At 49.8% G+C, this 13,173-nt stretch carries 13 protein-coding genes; 3 read left to right on the forward strand and 10 right to left on the reverse strand.

Translation table 11 applies throughout. The features are described 5' to 3' along the window. Positions 1-126 precede the first annotated feature (126 nt). Positions 127-2,253, forward strand: a complete 2,127-nt coding sequence (locus ACTJJS_RS18970) for an elongation factor G (protein WP_440664865.1) — start codon at positions 127-129, stop codon at positions 2,251-2,253. 59 nt (positions 2,254-2,312) lie between these two features. On the opposite strand, the gene ACTJJS_RS18975 is transcribed toward ACTJJS_RS18970, so the two are convergent. Continuing rightward, complete coding sequence (locus ACTJJS_RS18975) at positions 2,313-3,842, reverse strand: YifB family Mg chelatase-like AAA ATPase (protein WP_440664866.1); 1,530 nt, start codon at positions 3,840-3,842, stop codon at positions 2,313-2,315. Positions 3,843-3,975: 133 nt separating this feature from the next. Between ACTJJS_RS18975 and ACTJJS_RS18980 the strand changes: the two genes are divergently transcribed. Next, positions 3,976-5,151, forward strand: coding sequence for an FAD-dependent monooxygenase (locus ACTJJS_RS18980; protein WP_440664867.1), 1,176 nt, complete (start codon positions 3,976-3,978; stop codon positions 5,149-5,151). A gap of 205 nt (positions 5,152-5,356) precedes the next feature. Here ACTJJS_RS18980 and ACTJJS_RS18985 read toward each other — a convergent pair whose 3' ends face one another. The 4 genes from ACTJJS_RS18985 to ubiE all read right to left on the reverse strand — a co-directional run bounded on the left by ACTJJS_RS18985 (position 5,357) and on the right by ubiE (position 9,660). Continuing rightward, complete coding sequence (locus tag ACTJJS_RS18985) at positions 5,357-6,685, reverse strand: MutS-related protein (protein WP_440664868.1); 1,329 nt, start codon at positions 6,683-6,685, stop codon at positions 5,357-5,359. A gap of 165 nt (positions 6,686-6,850) precedes the next feature. Further along, positions 6,851-8,194 carry a dihydroorotase gene (locus tag ACTJJS_RS18990; protein WP_440664869.1) on the reverse strand — a complete coding sequence of 448 codons (1,344 nt, stop codon included), beginning with the start codon at positions 8,192-8,194 and terminating at the stop codon, positions 6,851-6,853. Between the two features lie 45 nt (positions 8,195-8,239). Continuing rightward, positions 8,240-8,941: an outer membrane beta-barrel protein gene (locus ACTJJS_RS18995; protein WP_168870112.1), complete on the reverse strand. Its 702-nt coding sequence runs from the start codon at positions 8,939-8,941 to the stop codon at positions 8,240-8,242. Continuing rightward, complete coding sequence (gene ubiE / locus ACTJJS_RS19000; RefSeq protein WP_168870111.1) at positions 8,914-9,660, reverse strand: bifunctional demethylmenaquinone methyltransferase/2-methoxy-6-polyprenyl-1,4-benzoquinol methylase UbiE; 747 nt, start codon at positions 9,658-9,660, stop codon at positions 8,914-8,916. The genes ACTJJS_RS18995 and ubiE overlap by 28 nt, the downstream gene beginning before the upstream one ends. A 73-nt stretch (positions 9,661-9,733) precedes the next feature. Between ubiE and yihA the strand changes: the two genes are divergently transcribed. After that, positions 9,734-10,342, forward strand: a complete 609-nt coding sequence (yihA, locus tag ACTJJS_RS19005; RefSeq protein WP_247654844.1) for a ribosome biogenesis GTP-binding protein YihA/YsxC — start codon at positions 9,734-9,736, stop codon at positions 10,340-10,342. Between the two features lie 182 nt (positions 10,343-10,524). Here the strand turns inward: yihA and ACTJJS_RS19010 are convergent, their stop codons facing one another. From ACTJJS_RS19010 to ACTJJS_RS19030, 5 genes are all read right to left on the reverse strand, one after another. Next, complete coding sequence (locus ACTJJS_RS19010; RefSeq protein ID WP_168870110.1) at positions 10,525-10,998, reverse strand: ribonuclease H-like YkuK family protein; 474 nt, start codon at positions 10,996-10,998, stop codon at positions 10,525-10,527. 207 nt (positions 10,999-11,205) lie between these two features. Further along, positions 11,206-11,583 (reverse strand): CoA-binding protein, encoded by a 378-nt coding sequence (locus tag ACTJJS_RS19015; RefSeq protein ID WP_168870109.1) that lies wholly within the window; start codon positions 11,581-11,583, stop codon positions 11,206-11,208. An 18-nt stretch (positions 11,584-11,601) separates the two neighbouring features. Continuing rightward, positions 11,602-12,168 (reverse strand): DUF1731 domain-containing protein, encoded by a 567-nt coding sequence (locus tag ACTJJS_RS19020; RefSeq protein ID WP_440664870.1) that lies wholly within the window; start codon positions 12,166-12,168, stop codon positions 11,602-11,604. Continuing rightward, the gene (locus ACTJJS_RS19025) at positions 12,137-12,538 is read right to left on the reverse strand and encodes a hypothetical protein (protein WP_440664871.1); all 402 of its coding nucleotides are present in this window, start codon (positions 12,536-12,538) and stop codon (positions 12,137-12,139) included. Before ACTJJS_RS19025 ends, ACTJJS_RS19020 begins: the two co-directional genes overlap by 32 nt. 65 nt (positions 12,539-12,603) lie before the next feature. Beyond that, the gene (locus tag ACTJJS_RS19030) at positions 12,604-13,110 is read right to left on the reverse strand and encodes a GbsR/MarR family transcriptional regulator (RefSeq protein WP_168870107.1); all 507 of its coding nucleotides are present in this window, start codon (positions 13,108-13,110) and stop codon (positions 12,604-12,606) included. Between the last annotated feature and the right edge of the window lie 63 nt (positions 13,111-13,173).

A 13,173-nucleotide genomic window follows, 5' to 3' on the forward strand; every position in this document is an offset into this window, starting at 1 on the left:
TACTGCATGTTGCAACATATTATGGGTAATCAAAAGGTCATTTTTTGCGCAAAAATCAGTAACTTAATAGTAGTAGCTCTTTGTTTGGCAACGGTGATAATCGATTACCTGATTAAATCTCCACATATGAAAACGTATGATGAAAAACACGTCAAAAACATCGTACTGTTGGGCGCCCCCAAAAGCGGCAAAACCACCCTCTCCGAAACAATGCTGTTTGAAGCCGGTATCATCAGCAAACGCGGGACAGTAGAAGAAAACAATACCATCTCGGATTACCATGAAATAGAACACGAACGCGGTAACTCTGTCTATGCCACCACACTGCACTCAGAATGGAAAGACTACAAAATCAACATCATAGACACCCCTGGCCTGGAAGACTTTATTGGCGAAGTGATCGCCTCCATCCGTGTATGCGATACTGCTGTATTGCTGCTCAATGCGCAGTACGGCGTGGAAGTAGGTACTGAACTGATATGGGACTATGTCGATAAATTCCGCAAGCCCACCATCCTGGCGGTCAACCAGCTGGACACTGAACAGGCCAATTTCAACAAAACCGTGGAAGATGCCACCCGTGTCCTCGGCAACGCTGTGACGATCATGCAGTACCCCGTCAACCAGGGCCCCGGTTTCAATGCCATCATCGATCTGCTTAAAATGACCCTCTACCGCTTCCCGGAAACAGGCGGGAAACCGGAAAAACTTCCCATCCCCGACAACGAAAAGGAAAGAGCGGAAGCTCTCCACAACGCACTGGTGGAAAAAGCGGCGGAAAATGATGACTCCCTCATGGAACAATACTTTGAAAAAGGCAGCCTCGATGAAGATGAGCTCCGCCAGGGCATTAAAATAGGCATGCTCAAACACCAGATCTTCCCCGTTTTCTGCCTGTCGGCGAAAAATGATATGGGCAGCGGCCGCCTCATGGGCTTTATCGATAATGTGGCCCCTTCGGCGGTGGAAATGCCCGCAGAAATGACGAGCGACGGCAGGGAAGTGCCCTGCGACCCCGCCGGCCCCCCCTGCCTCTTTATCTTCAAAACGCTGCAGGAGCCTCACGTCGGACGATTATCTTTCTTTAAAGTGATGTCCGGCGAAATAAAACCCGGAATGGAACTGTTCAACGAGGAAGCCAATACGTCCGAACGCTTCAGCCAGATATTCGTTACCGATGGCAAAAACCGCAATAACACAGAATCCCTCAAAGCCGGCGATATAGGCTGTACCATCAAACTGAAAAATACCTTCACCAACCAAAGCCTCTCCGATAAAAACAAACCCATTCAGATAGACCCTATACAGTTTCCCACCCCTAAAGTCCGTGTAGCCATCGAAGCCCAGAATAAAGCTGATGATGAGAAACTCAGCGAAGTGCTGGCCGAACTGCACATGGAAGACCCTACGCTGCTGGTGGAATTCAACCGGGAACTGAAACAGGTGATCCTCCACGGCCAGGGCGACCTCCACCTGCTGGTCACCAAATGGCGCCTGGAGAATATCTACAAAATGCAGGTCGCCTACCTGCCGGCTAAAATACCTTACCGCGAAACTATCCGTAAACCGGCCCTGGCCTCTTACCGCCATAAGAAACAATCCGGTGGCGCCGGACAGTTTGGCGAGGTATACCTGAAAATTGAGCCCTGGTACGAAGGTATGCCGCCCCTCAAAGAATACCCGGTAAGGGAAACGGAAGAAGTGCCGCTGCAATGGGGTGGCAAACTCGTCTTCAACAACTGCATCGTAGGCGGCGCCATTGACAGCCGCTTCCTGCCCTCCATCCTCAAAGGCGTGATGGAAAAAATGCAGGAAGGGCCGCTCACCGGTTCCTATGTGCGCGACATACGGGTAAGCGTATACGATGGAAAAATGCATCCGGTAGACAGTAACGATATCTCCTTTAAAATAGCCGGTATGATGGCTTTCCGCGATGCCTTCCACCAGGCTGCGCCACAACTGCTGGAACCGGTGTTTGATGTGGAAGCCACCGCCCCAGATACCATGATGGGCGATATTATGAGCGAACTGCAAAGCCGCCGAAGCGTTATAACGGGTATGGATACACTGAATGGTTACCAGGTGATCAAGGCCCGTACACCGCAGGCGGAACTGGATAAACTCTTTGCTGCGCTGCGCAACGTTACACAGGGCAAAGCCAAGGTCCACTCTGAATTTGCAGAATACGCGCCCGTTCCGCCGGAAATACAGAAGAAACTAAGCGATGAATACCAGAAGGAGGAAGTGGTGTGAATTCGTAATTCGTAATTCGTAATTCGTAATTCGTAATTCGTAATTCGTAATTATAATGGTTACATCCATCCTTCCCTGTCAAGGCTTCTGTACTGAATAGCTTCCGCCATATGCGCCACCGCTATGCTGTGTCCACCCGCCAGGTCCGCAATGGTACGGCTTACTTTCAATATCCGGTCATACGCCCGGGCAGACAACTTTAATTGCTGAATAGCATTTTTCAGCAGCTGGTTGCAGTCTTCCTCAACAATGCAATATTTTGTCAGTTGCCGGCTGTTCAATTGCGCATTGCAATAAATACCTGGTAACGTGGCGTAACGCGCCGCCTGTACTTCCCGCGCGGCCATCACACGGCCACGGATACACGTGCTTTTCTCTTCTTCTCTGTTGCCGGTCAGATCACTGAAAGATACGGGCGTCACTTCTACATGAAGATCTATCCTGTCCAGCAGCGGACCAGATACCCTGTTGAGATATTTCTGCACCATACCGGGAGAACAGGTACATGCTTTTTCCGGGTGATTGAAATAACCGCAGGGACAAGGGTTCATAGATGCCAGCAACATAAACCCTGCGGGAAAATCAATGGCCGACCGTGCCCGCGAAATCGTTACCCGCCGCTCCTCCAGTGGCTGCCGCATCACTTCCAGCACCTGCCTTTTGAATTCCGGCAGTTCATCAAGAAATAATACGCCATGATGCGCCAGTGATATCTCTCCGGGCTGGGGCTGGCTGCCACCGCCTACCAGCGCGGTATCGCTGATGGTATGATGCGGTGAACGAAAAGGCCGTTTCAATACCAGCGATGCATGTTGTGGCAGTTTACCGGCCACGGAGTGGATCTTGGTGGTCTCCAGCGCTTCCTGCAGTGTAAGCGGCGGCAGGATGGTGGGCAGCCGCTGCGCCAGCATCGTTTTGCCGGCGCCGGGCGGTCCTATCAGGATGGCGTTATGCCCGCCGGCAGCGGCTATCTCCAAAGCCCGCTTGATGTTATGCTGCCCTTTTACATCGCTGAAGTCAAGGTCAAAGGATACCTGCGCCCGCTCTGGTGGCGCCGATGGCAATGGCTTAAGGCTTTCCGGCTGATGGAAAAACTGCATCACTTCAGACAAATGCGATACGCCATATACTTCCAGCTGCGCTACCATGGCGGCCTCCCGTGCGTTAACTGCCGGTAGCACAAACCCCTTGAACCCTTCCTGCTGCGCCTGTATGGCCATGGACAAGGCGCCGCGGATAGGCAGCACGCTGCCGTCCAGCGATAATTCGCCCATCAGCAGGTACCGGTCAAAGGCATCGGCGGGTATCTTGCCGGAAGCGCCTAATATCCCGATGGCAATAGGCAGGTCATACGCAGCACCGGCCTTGCGGATGGCTGCCGGCGCCATATTAACGACCGTTCTGGTGCGCGGCATCCGGAAACCAAGATGGCTGATGGCCGACTCGATCCGGCGCTCACTTTCCTTGACAGCGCTGTCTGGCAGCCCGACCATGTAAAAACGGTTCCCCTGCGGAGATACATTCACTTCTATGGTGATGGTAATGGCATCTACGCCGTAAATGGCGCTGCCAAAGGTTTTAACAATCATATGGCGTTGGGTTAACAGTTACTAATATAACAAAAAGACTTCTACCGGCCTATTCCTGTTGTTTACCGGTATTTCCTGCCGGTTTAACCTTACGGTCGTTGTCCGGCACTCCCCGAGCGGATACTTTTACAGCATGAAAACAAAGACAGTATTGATATCCGGGGCCAGCGTGGCCGGTCCGGCACTGGCCTTCTGGCTGCATAAATATGGTTTTGAAGTGACCATCGTGGAACAGGCGCCCACTATCCGGCCCGGTGGTTATGCGGTGGACTTCCGCGGGGCCGTATTGCCTGTTATTGAACAAATGGGACTGATGGATGAAATCCGCAGCTACGAAACAAGATCAGGGAAAATACGGATGGTCGACGAAAACAACCGCACCGTCGCCCGCTTCCCCGATGGCTTTACCAGCGGGGAACTTGAAATCATGCGCGGCGATCTGGTGAAAGTATTGTACGAAGCTACCCGTGATCAGGTCAGTTATATTTTTAATGATTCCGTCACCGCCTTATCGCAGGATGAAACCGGCGTGAACGTCACTTTCCGCAACAGCCGGCCTGCCCGCTACGATCTTGTTATCGGCGCCGACGGCGTACATTCCAAAGTGCGCTCCATAGCATTCGGCGAAGAGCATAAATATCTCTCGCACCTGGGGCTGTACATCGCCGTCTTTACTACGCCTAACTTCATGGATCTTGGTATGGACGGCCTGTATTACGGGTCACTCGGAAAACGTGTAGGCGTGTTCGGTGCCTGTGAAGGCAAAGAAGCCCGGGCTTCTTTTTACTTTTCATCAGGTCCTCTGCATTACGACTACCGCGATGTGGAACAGCAAAAATCGATCATCCGTAAAAAATTTGTGGGTGAATCATGGAAAGTGCCGCAATTGTTGGAAATGATGGATACCGCGCCCGATTTTTATTTTGATGCTATTAGTCAAATTAAGATGGACAGTTGGTCCAATGGCCGTGTGGCGCTCGTCGGTGATGCAGCGCATTGTGCGTCGCCAATGGCCGGAATGGGCACCAGTATGGCTTTTATCGGTGCTTATATTCTCGCAGGGGAATTGCATGAAGCTAATGGCGACTATCAAAAAGCCTTCCGCCATTACGAAGCAACGATGCGGCCGTTTGTAAAACGTTGTCAGGACATGGCCAAAGGCTCCGACTGGTTTGTGCCCGACACCCGTTTTAAACAGTGGATGAGCAACCAGTTCTGGAAAATACTGCCTTATACGCCCTGGAAAAATATGATGATAGAAATGCCGCTGAAGATCGCCCGTTCAATCACGCCCAAAGTATATGCGTAGCCCAGGGCTTCAGCCTCGTTAAACGTAGCCCAGGGCTTCAGCCTCGTTAAACGTAGCCCAGGGCTTCAGCCTCGTTAAACGTAGCTCAGGGCTTCAGCCTCGTTAAACGTAGCCCGGGGCTTCAGCCTCGTTAAACGTAGCCCGGGGCTTCAGCCTCGTTAAACGTAGCCCAGGGCTTCAGCCCTGGGTTTTCTATGCGTTGCCGTTAATGTATCTGGTCCAGCAGGTCCAATACTTTCTCTCTTTTAAGGATCAGGTAACCGATTTTCTCTTTGGCGATACCATCTTTCAACAGATAGGTAAAATGAAGGTCATCCTGGATAACGTCAGATTCAAAATATTTAAACAGAATTTTGTTCTCGTGACGAAGGTCTTCTGCTACTTCATACAAGTGGGTGGAGAGAATGAAAAGGCAGTTGGAACTGCGCAGCAGTCCCCGGATAACCGCGAGTGAACAGTTTTTGGCGTCTTCCACGTTAGTGCCTTTGAACATTTCATCGATCAGTACCAGCCAGTTTTTACCATCGTTGACCTGCATGATGGTGTTTTTAATACGCAGTACTTCACTGTAGAAATAACTTTCTCCCTTGAAGATATTGTCCTGTACCTGGATATTGCTGACAATGCCATGGAAGAAGCTCAGTTCCATATGTTTGGCAGGCACGCCCATGCCTATGTGTGCCATGAATACGGCGATGCCTACGGCTCTGATGAAAGTGGTTTTACCGGCCATGTTGGCGCCGGTGAGGAACATAAAATGGTTCTTTTCATCCAGCGTTACATCGTAGGCAACAGGTGCCTGCAGGATGATATGATATAATTGTTGCGCTTTAATGGCCGGCCGCGGACTGTCAGTAACAACAGGGAACTGCAGCTGGTAGTGTTTCATCGCTTTGGCCATAGCGTAGTAGGCGTCGAGTTGATGATAAAGGGTCACCAGTTCTTCCACTACTTTTCTGTGCCTTCTCCGGATATAGTTGTCATACCGGAGAATTTCCACATAGTTCATTTTACCGGCTGCATCAACTTCCAGTATATCGCTGAAATCTTTTTTGTGTAACAGCTGCTGTGCCCGGTCCAGTAATACCTTCAGTACTTTGGGGGCATGGTCGGAATTGAATACGTCCACGAAGGTCCGGAAACCACGAAGCAGGTTCACCAGCTGTTCAAAGGAAAATTTGATGAAGCCGAAGTCCGGCGCATACAGTGTTTTATTGATGATAGCCTGAAGTCTTAAGGGGAGGCCTTCTGTATTGGAAATGGGTTCTATCTGGGCTTCCATGTAGTTTTCCACCACTACAATGGTGCCGTTGGATATGATGGAAGGCCAGCTGCTTTCCAGTTCGAGTATATATTGCAGGGCTTTCTGCCGTTGCTGGATGGCTGGAATATCCTGTAAGGGTGAGCTGAAAAGCTGGCGCAGATAGTCTCTCCCGCCTGCAGTGGTGGTGAAGTCCAACCGGTGGAACAAAGAAAATTCTTCGTCGCGGTTGAAGATAGATAGGTCGTAATAGGATGTTTTGTCCAGCTGCATGCAATATTATTTTGGTTAATATACAGGGAGATGCAATCATCAGGATTTTCCACACACCAATTTATATATTTTGATATGCAGGCATTTAGATATTTATTCTAAGATAGCAAGGCCACAAAAGATAAGCCAGGCATACTCAGAATAAATATCTAAATATCAAAATAACTAAATTTCAAAATTCAGGCGGTGCCCTTTGGTGGATTCATTGAACTGACCGTTTGCATAGGCGAGGTGACCGCTCACAAACGTATGCGTGATGGCAGCCGGGAAGGTATGGCCTTCAAACGGGCTCCAGCCGCATTTATAGTAGATATTTTCCTTGGCTACAGGTGTTTTGTCGTGCATGTCTACGATGACACAGTCGGCATAGTATCCTTCTTTCAGGAAGCCTCTTTCTTTGATACGGAAGCAGATAGCGGGAGCATGGCTCATTTTCTCTGCTACTTTTTCAATGCTGAGCGCGCCTTTTTTCACGTATTCCAGCATCAGCAGCAGGCTGTGTTGTACCAGTGGTACGCCTGACGGTGCTTGCAGGTAAGACTGTTGTTTTTCGGCCCAGGTATGCGGAGCGTGGTCGGTGGCGATGATGTCCAGCCGGTCATCGAGGAGGCCCTGCCACAGCGCGGCTTTATTTTCCGGTGCTTTGATGGCGGGATTACATTTGATCAGATTGCTGTACAGTTTATAGTCATCGGAAGTGAAGTGCAGGTGATGTACGCACACTTCGGCCGTGATACGTTTCTGTGCCAGCGGCATCATGTTGGTGAACAGTTGCAGTTCCTTGGCGGTGGAGATATGCAGGATATGCAGGCGTGCGTCGTGCTTTTTGGCAAACTGCACGGCTGTCCAGGATGATTCAAAGCAGGCTTCCACGCTGCGGATCAGCGGGTGGTCAGCAGCGGTAAGATGATCGCCTTTTTCCTGTTTGAACGTTTCCATATTGGCGCGGATGATTTTTTCATCTTCGCAGTGGGTGGCGATCAGCAGTTCTGTTTCGGAGAATATTTTTTCCAGTGTCAGGAAATTATCTACCAGCATATTACCGGTGGATGATCCCATGAATATTTTCACGCCGCATACACGGTCTTTTTTGGCGTTGGTCTTCAGTACTTCTTCTGTGTTATCGTTGGATACGCCCATGAAGAAGGAGTAGTTGGCCAGGGAATGTTGCCGGGCAATATCATATTTGTCTTCCAGCAGTTCCTGTGTAAGGGCGGCTGGTTTTGTATTGGGCATTTCCATGAAGCTGGTGGTGCCACCGGCGACGGCCGCACGGGCTTCGGTATAGATGGTGGCTTTTTCGGTGAGCCCTGGTTCACGGAAGTGCACCTGGTCGTCGATCACGCCGGGCAGGAGGTATTTGCCTTCACCGTTGATTTCTTCGTAATGGCCGTTCACAGTGAGGTTGGGGCCCATTTTGGCGATGCGGCTGCCCTTGATCCATACGTCCTGTACGGTGGTCGTTCCTTCATTGACCACAGCGATATTCCTGATGAGATATTGTTGCATGGTTACAAAGATAGTTCACACCGGGCTTATGCAAAGGAAAAATGCTTATCCTTCCAGGTGGATGGAAAATACGATCATCCGGGACTGCAATTTCTCGATCACATTGGCGTAACGGAGGTTCGGGTCTTTGACCAGCACATTGCCGAAACCGTTGCTGATCTTGAATTCAGGAGAGAAAATGAAGCTTTCAAAATAAAATTCAAAGCCGGCGCCTACTTCATAACCATAATCGCTTTTCTGGATTTTGATCAGGTTTTCTGCACGGCGGGCGCGTGCGTTGGAGGCCAGGTCATAATCGTATTTCAGGCCCCCTATGACATATACCCGCATGTTGCCGATACGGTCCGATTTGAATTTCAGCTGTAAGGGAAAGCTCAGCAGGATGGATTCTATCTTTTTATCGGTGCTTTCAGGCTTGGGATAGGTATCACGGTAATACAGGTTTTTGGACGCAAAAAGCAGCTGGGGATTGAAGCGAAGGTCAAAATGCTCCGTCAGGCGGGCATTGGCCAACAATCCCAGGTTGAACCCCATTGTTTTCAATGGTTCTGCGATCATGGTCGAATCATCGGCCAGGAACGCGGTAGAGTGCTTCAGTTTGAAAAACGACTGGTTGGCGGCCAGCGTGATGCCAAAATAATAGGGTTTTGCATCATGGTCTATCATATTCAGGTTGGTTTGCGCTGCTGCCGGCAACACAAACAGGATCAACAGGGATATCAGCGCGTAGCGCAGTAGATAGAACATATGCCGAAAGTGAGCGTTTTGCATGTAACGGCCGGGAATCCTGTGTTAAGTAATATGGTTCGCATTTCTTCGCCCTGCGGGAACGCTTTCACGGATTCTGGCAGATAACTGTAGGCCGCTTTGCTTTTGGCCACAAATTTCCCGATCAAAGGTACGATAAGACGAAAATACGAATTATATAATTGTTTAATGGGAAAAACTGTCGGGTTCGAGAATTCAAGAATCACCAGTTTTCCGCCTGGTTTCAGCACCCGGCGCATTTCTGCCAACCCTTTTTCGAGGTTTTCAAAATTGCGGACGCCAAAGGCCACTGTTATGGCATCAAACGTCTCATCCGCAAAACTTATTGTCTCACTATCGCCCAACTGCAGGGTGATTTTATGCTCCAGGCCCAGTTTTTTGATCTTTTCCCGTCCATGGGACAGCATGCCTTCGGAGATATCGATGCCGGTAATGCTGTCAGGGTGCAGCTTTTTTTCCGCCATCACGGCAAAATCCCCGGTACCGGTGGCCACGTCCAGCATTTTTTTGGGCTGCAGGCTTTTCAGGTATTTCAGGGCTTTCCGACGCCAGATCACATCAATTCCCAGCGACATAAAATGGTTGAGGAAATCATACCGGTAAGCTATATCATTAAACATGGACGCTATCTGCTCCTTCTTGCTTAATTTTGACCCTTCAAAGGGTACGATCTTCTGAACATTTGTATTCGCTGACATGGCCGCAAAGTTAAGTCATCTGAAGGAATGCAAACAGGAAGATGCGGGATTTTTAATGGAACAACGTAATATCATGATTATTAAATCTGCAGAATATCTGATCAGCAGCCCCGACTGGGAGAAATGCCCCACGCCTAATATGCCGGAATATGCTTTCATAGGCCGGTCCAATGTGGGCAAGTCTTCCCTGATCAATGTGCTGGCCAATAATGAAAGGCTGGCCAAAACTTCCGGTACGCCCGGGAAAACGGTGATGATCAACCATTTTCTGGTCAATAAGGAATGGTACCTGGTGGACCTCCCCGGGTACGGTTTCGCTAAAAGAAGCATGTCCCAGCGCAAACAATGGGAAAAAATGATCGAAGACTACCTGCGCAAAAGGACCAACCTGGTCACCATCTTTGTGCTGATCGACAGCCGCCACAGCCCGCAGAAAATCGATATCGATTTTGTAAACCAGCTGGGCGAATGGAACGTGCCTTTCAGCCTCGTGTTTACCAAGGCCGATAAAAGCACGCAGGCGGAAGTAAGCCGCAACGTGAAGTCGTTCCTGAACAAAATGCGGGAAACCTGGGAATTCCTGCCGCCTCATTTCGTCACTTCCACGGTCAAAAAATCCGGCCGCGACGCTATTCTGGGCTATATCGAAGAATTAAACGCACAGTTCAGGGCTATCGCCTGAGTTGTGATACAACAAAACATTCCGGGCCTGACGTTTATTCAATAACGTTAGGCTTTTTTATTGGGCGGATGGATGTAAACAGGCGGTTAAAACGGCTGGATTAGGGGGAGAAAATCACCCGACGTGCAGTACACGTCAAAATTTGAGGAAGGTACAAACTACTGACAGGGTTGGGGCCTTGCTTAATTTACGATCTTATTGGCGCAGCTGCTGCTGGCGAAGGCCTCCGGCTTGGCTTTAAAGGCGAAGCCCATACCAAGGATATAACCCATGGCTTCCCGCAGTGCCAGATTGCTTTTGAACTGGGGATTAGTATTGATGTCCGCATGTACTTCCATGTCTACGTCATACTCGGTAAACAGGTCGCACAGCTCATACGCGATCTCAATACTTTTGGCCACTTCCACCAGCATGCGCTCTTTGATGGAATAGCAGTCCTTGGTTTTTTCATTGTGGATAAACATAAATCCGCCATGACCTTCCCGCAGGAATACGATCACCGTAGCAAATTCAGTATCCAGTCCTTTTACCTGGGAATCGGTGCCTATGCATACTTTCAGGCGATAGCCCCGGGCAGCTTCCCGGATAATGGCCTGCCGCACTTCTTCCTTGATCGGAAGGTGGATAACCTCTCCATTAAATCTTCTCCATTGCATAAAATATATATTAAAGGGTGAAAATGCAATTGTGTCAGATGGGATATTGCCAGCCAAATGAAGTTAATGCCAAGCTATTTGGGTCAACAAGATGGAATCAGTCCATTGGGGGTTAAACGGCTATATAGATCGAATATACGAAAAGCTGCCAGTTATTTGCCAACAGCCTTTCATAAAAGTTTTTTCGGGGAGATGTACGCTAACGGATTAATACTGTCCGGTGCTCAGCAATACCAGTGTGCAGGCTTCCTGCGGTACGATGTTGTTTTGCCGCGCCAACTCCTCCAGCTCATCATTTTCGGTACCGGGATTAAAAATAATGCGCCGGGGCCGTAGCTGCAGTATATAGTCGTAATACTCCTTTTGTAATATCGGGTTCATATATAAAGTCACGGTGTCTACCTGTTCCAGCGGAGGATGGTCTGTAATGACTGGCACTTCTCCGATGGTGGCGGCCCTTTTTCCAATAGCTACGACCGGATGCCCGTGGGCGGTCAACCGGTTAACCGCCAGGTAGCTGTATCGTTCCGGATTAGGCGATGCGCCCAATACCACGGTAAGTTTTTTATCGTTGGTGGTTTCCATATGCCTAAGGTACGAATTTCAAAACAAGTGGTAAGCGCTTCGGGGCATATGGGCCAGGATGTGGGAGAAGGCGGTATTGATGTCGGGATATTGAAAAACAAAACCTTCCTGCAGGGCCCGGGTGGGCAATACCCACCTGCTTTTCAGCAACAGTTCCGTTTCTGTGCCGATAAGGGCGGCGCCGATGCGCAACAGGGGCGCGGGCGCTGGCAGGCCAAACAAATGACCGGCTGTTTTACGCAGCTGCTGCATGAAAGTGCGGTTGGGTATTGGGTTGGGAGAGGTGCAGTTGTATACGCCGCTGGCCGTGTCATTTTCATACAGCCAGTCGATCATGCGGCATACGTCGGTGATATGTACCCAGGTGAACATCTGCCGGCCGCTGCCCTGATACCCGCCCAGCCCGAATTTCACGAGGTTCAGATAAGGATGCATGACGCTGCCTGGTTGCCATCCCAAGGTGACGCCTATACGAAGAATAGCCTTACGTGTATGCGGCAGCGTTATCCCGTTAGAGGTGGCTTCCCAGCGCTTGCATACCTGTACGGAGAAGTCATTGGCTATTTCGCCGTTGAATTCGTTCATCGGACGGTCTTCTGCATGCCGGTAGATGGTGGCGCTGCCGGCGTTGACCCACAGGCGGGGCGGCTTTTTCAGCGTTTGCGTTACGGCGCCGAGGATACTGGTGGCATCTGTACGGCTGTTGAAGATAGCCTGACGGGTAACGGCAGTTCACACTTTTGCCGGTCAGGTTGATCAACAGGTCGGCGCCTTCCAGAGCGGCAGCCCAGTCCCCGCGGGTGCGGCCGTCCCACACTATGTATTGCACCCGGCCCCTGGCCGCTTGCGGACGGCGGGTCAGTATCACGATGTCATTGTCGGTACCAAAATAGTCGCTGAGGCCATGCCCAATAAATCCACTGCCACCGGCTATGATGATGCGCTTGTTTTTCATGTTTTTTATTTTCTATAATTCAGAACTTTCAGTAAACATTGAAATATAGCAGCAAAAAAATAAGCTTATTTAATAAGCTTAAGCAGGCTGCTGTAAAACCAGCTCTCTTCCGATTTAATGAAGGCGCTGATAGTCCTGTCGGTTTGCTGGGCAAACTTGTTGATATTGGAAATGGAGTCTTTGAAAGCCTTTAACTCCCTGTCTTTGGGATCGCCTTCGGCCTGTTGCAGCTGCAACAGCACTTTCATGATAGGGTCCAGTTCTCGTTTTTTCCGCTCCCGGGCAATGTAAGTCGCCACTTTCCAGATATCTTTTTCTGCTACGAAAAACTCTTTTCGCTCACCCGGAATCAACACACGTTCTACCAGTCCCCAGTTGATCAACTCCCGCACGTTCATATTGGTATTACCACGGGAAATATTCAACTCCGCCATAATATCATCGGCGCTCAACGGGTCAGGCATCACCAGCAACAACGCATGGATCTGGGCCATGGTGCGGTTAATACCCCATTGTGCCCCCAGAGATCCCCAGGTTTGAATAAACTGCGCTTTTGCATCCACTAAGTTCATGTAGGTCGATTTGTTGAAAATCAAAAATACACCAAGTTTTTGAACTTTCAAAAGTTTATGAAA

It is taken from the genome of Chitinophaga sp. 22308, from assembly GCF_052045305.1.
GTDB lineage: Bacteria > Bacteroidota > Bacteroidia > Chitinophagales > Chitinophagaceae > Chitinophaga > Chitinophaga varians_A.

Bases quoted from the DNA above. Each gene is read 5' to 3' on its own strand.
- ACTJJS_RS18970 (WP_440664865.1), top strand. From the start codon at position 127: ATGAAAACGTATGATGAAAAACACGTCAAAAACATCGTACTGTTGGGC.
- ACTJJS_RS18995 (WP_168870112.1), bottom strand. From the start codon at position 8,941: ATGTTCTATCTACTGCGCTACGCGCTGATATCCCTGTTGATCCTGTTT.
- yihA (WP_247654844.1), top strand. From the start codon at position 9,734: ATGATTATTAAATCTGCAGAATATCTGATCAGCAGCCCCGACTGGGAG.
- ACTJJS_RS19015 (WP_168870109.1), bottom strand. From the start codon at position 11,583: ATGGAAACCACCAACGATAAAAAACTTACCGTGGTATTGGGCGCATCG.
- ACTJJS_RS18975 (WP_440664866.1), bottom strand. From the start codon at position 3,842: ATGATTGTTAAAACCTTTGGCAGCGCCATTTACGGCGTAGATGCCATT.
- ACTJJS_RS19025 (WP_440664871.1), bottom strand. From the start codon at position 12,538: ATGAAAAACAAGCGCATCATCATAGCCGGTGGCAGTGGATTTATTGGG.
- ACTJJS_RS19020 (WP_440664870.1), bottom strand. From the start codon at position 12,168: ATGAACGAATTCAACGGCGAAATAGCCAATGACTTCTCCGTACAGGTA.
- ACTJJS_RS18985 (WP_440664868.1), bottom strand. From the start codon at position 6,685: ATGCAGCTGGACAAAACATCCTATTACGACCTATCTATCTTCAACCGC.
- ubiE (WP_168870111.1), bottom strand. From the start codon at position 9,660: ATGTCAGCGAATACAAATGTTCAGAAGATCGTACCCTTTGAAGGGTCA.
- ACTJJS_RS19030 (WP_168870107.1), bottom strand. From the start codon at position 13,110: ATGAACTTAGTGGATGCAAAAGCGCAGTTTATTCAAACCTGGGGATCT.
- ACTJJS_RS19010 (WP_168870110.1), bottom strand. From the start codon at position 10,998: ATGCAATGGAGAAGATTTAATGGAGAGGTTATCCACCTTCCGATCAAG.
- ACTJJS_RS18980 (WP_440664867.1), top strand. From the start codon at position 3,976: ATGAAAACAAAGACAGTATTGATATCCGGGGCCAGCGTGGCCGGTCCG.
- ACTJJS_RS18990 (WP_440664869.1), bottom strand. From the start codon at position 8,194: ATGCAACAATATCTCATCAGGAATATCGCTGTGGTCAATGAAGGAACG.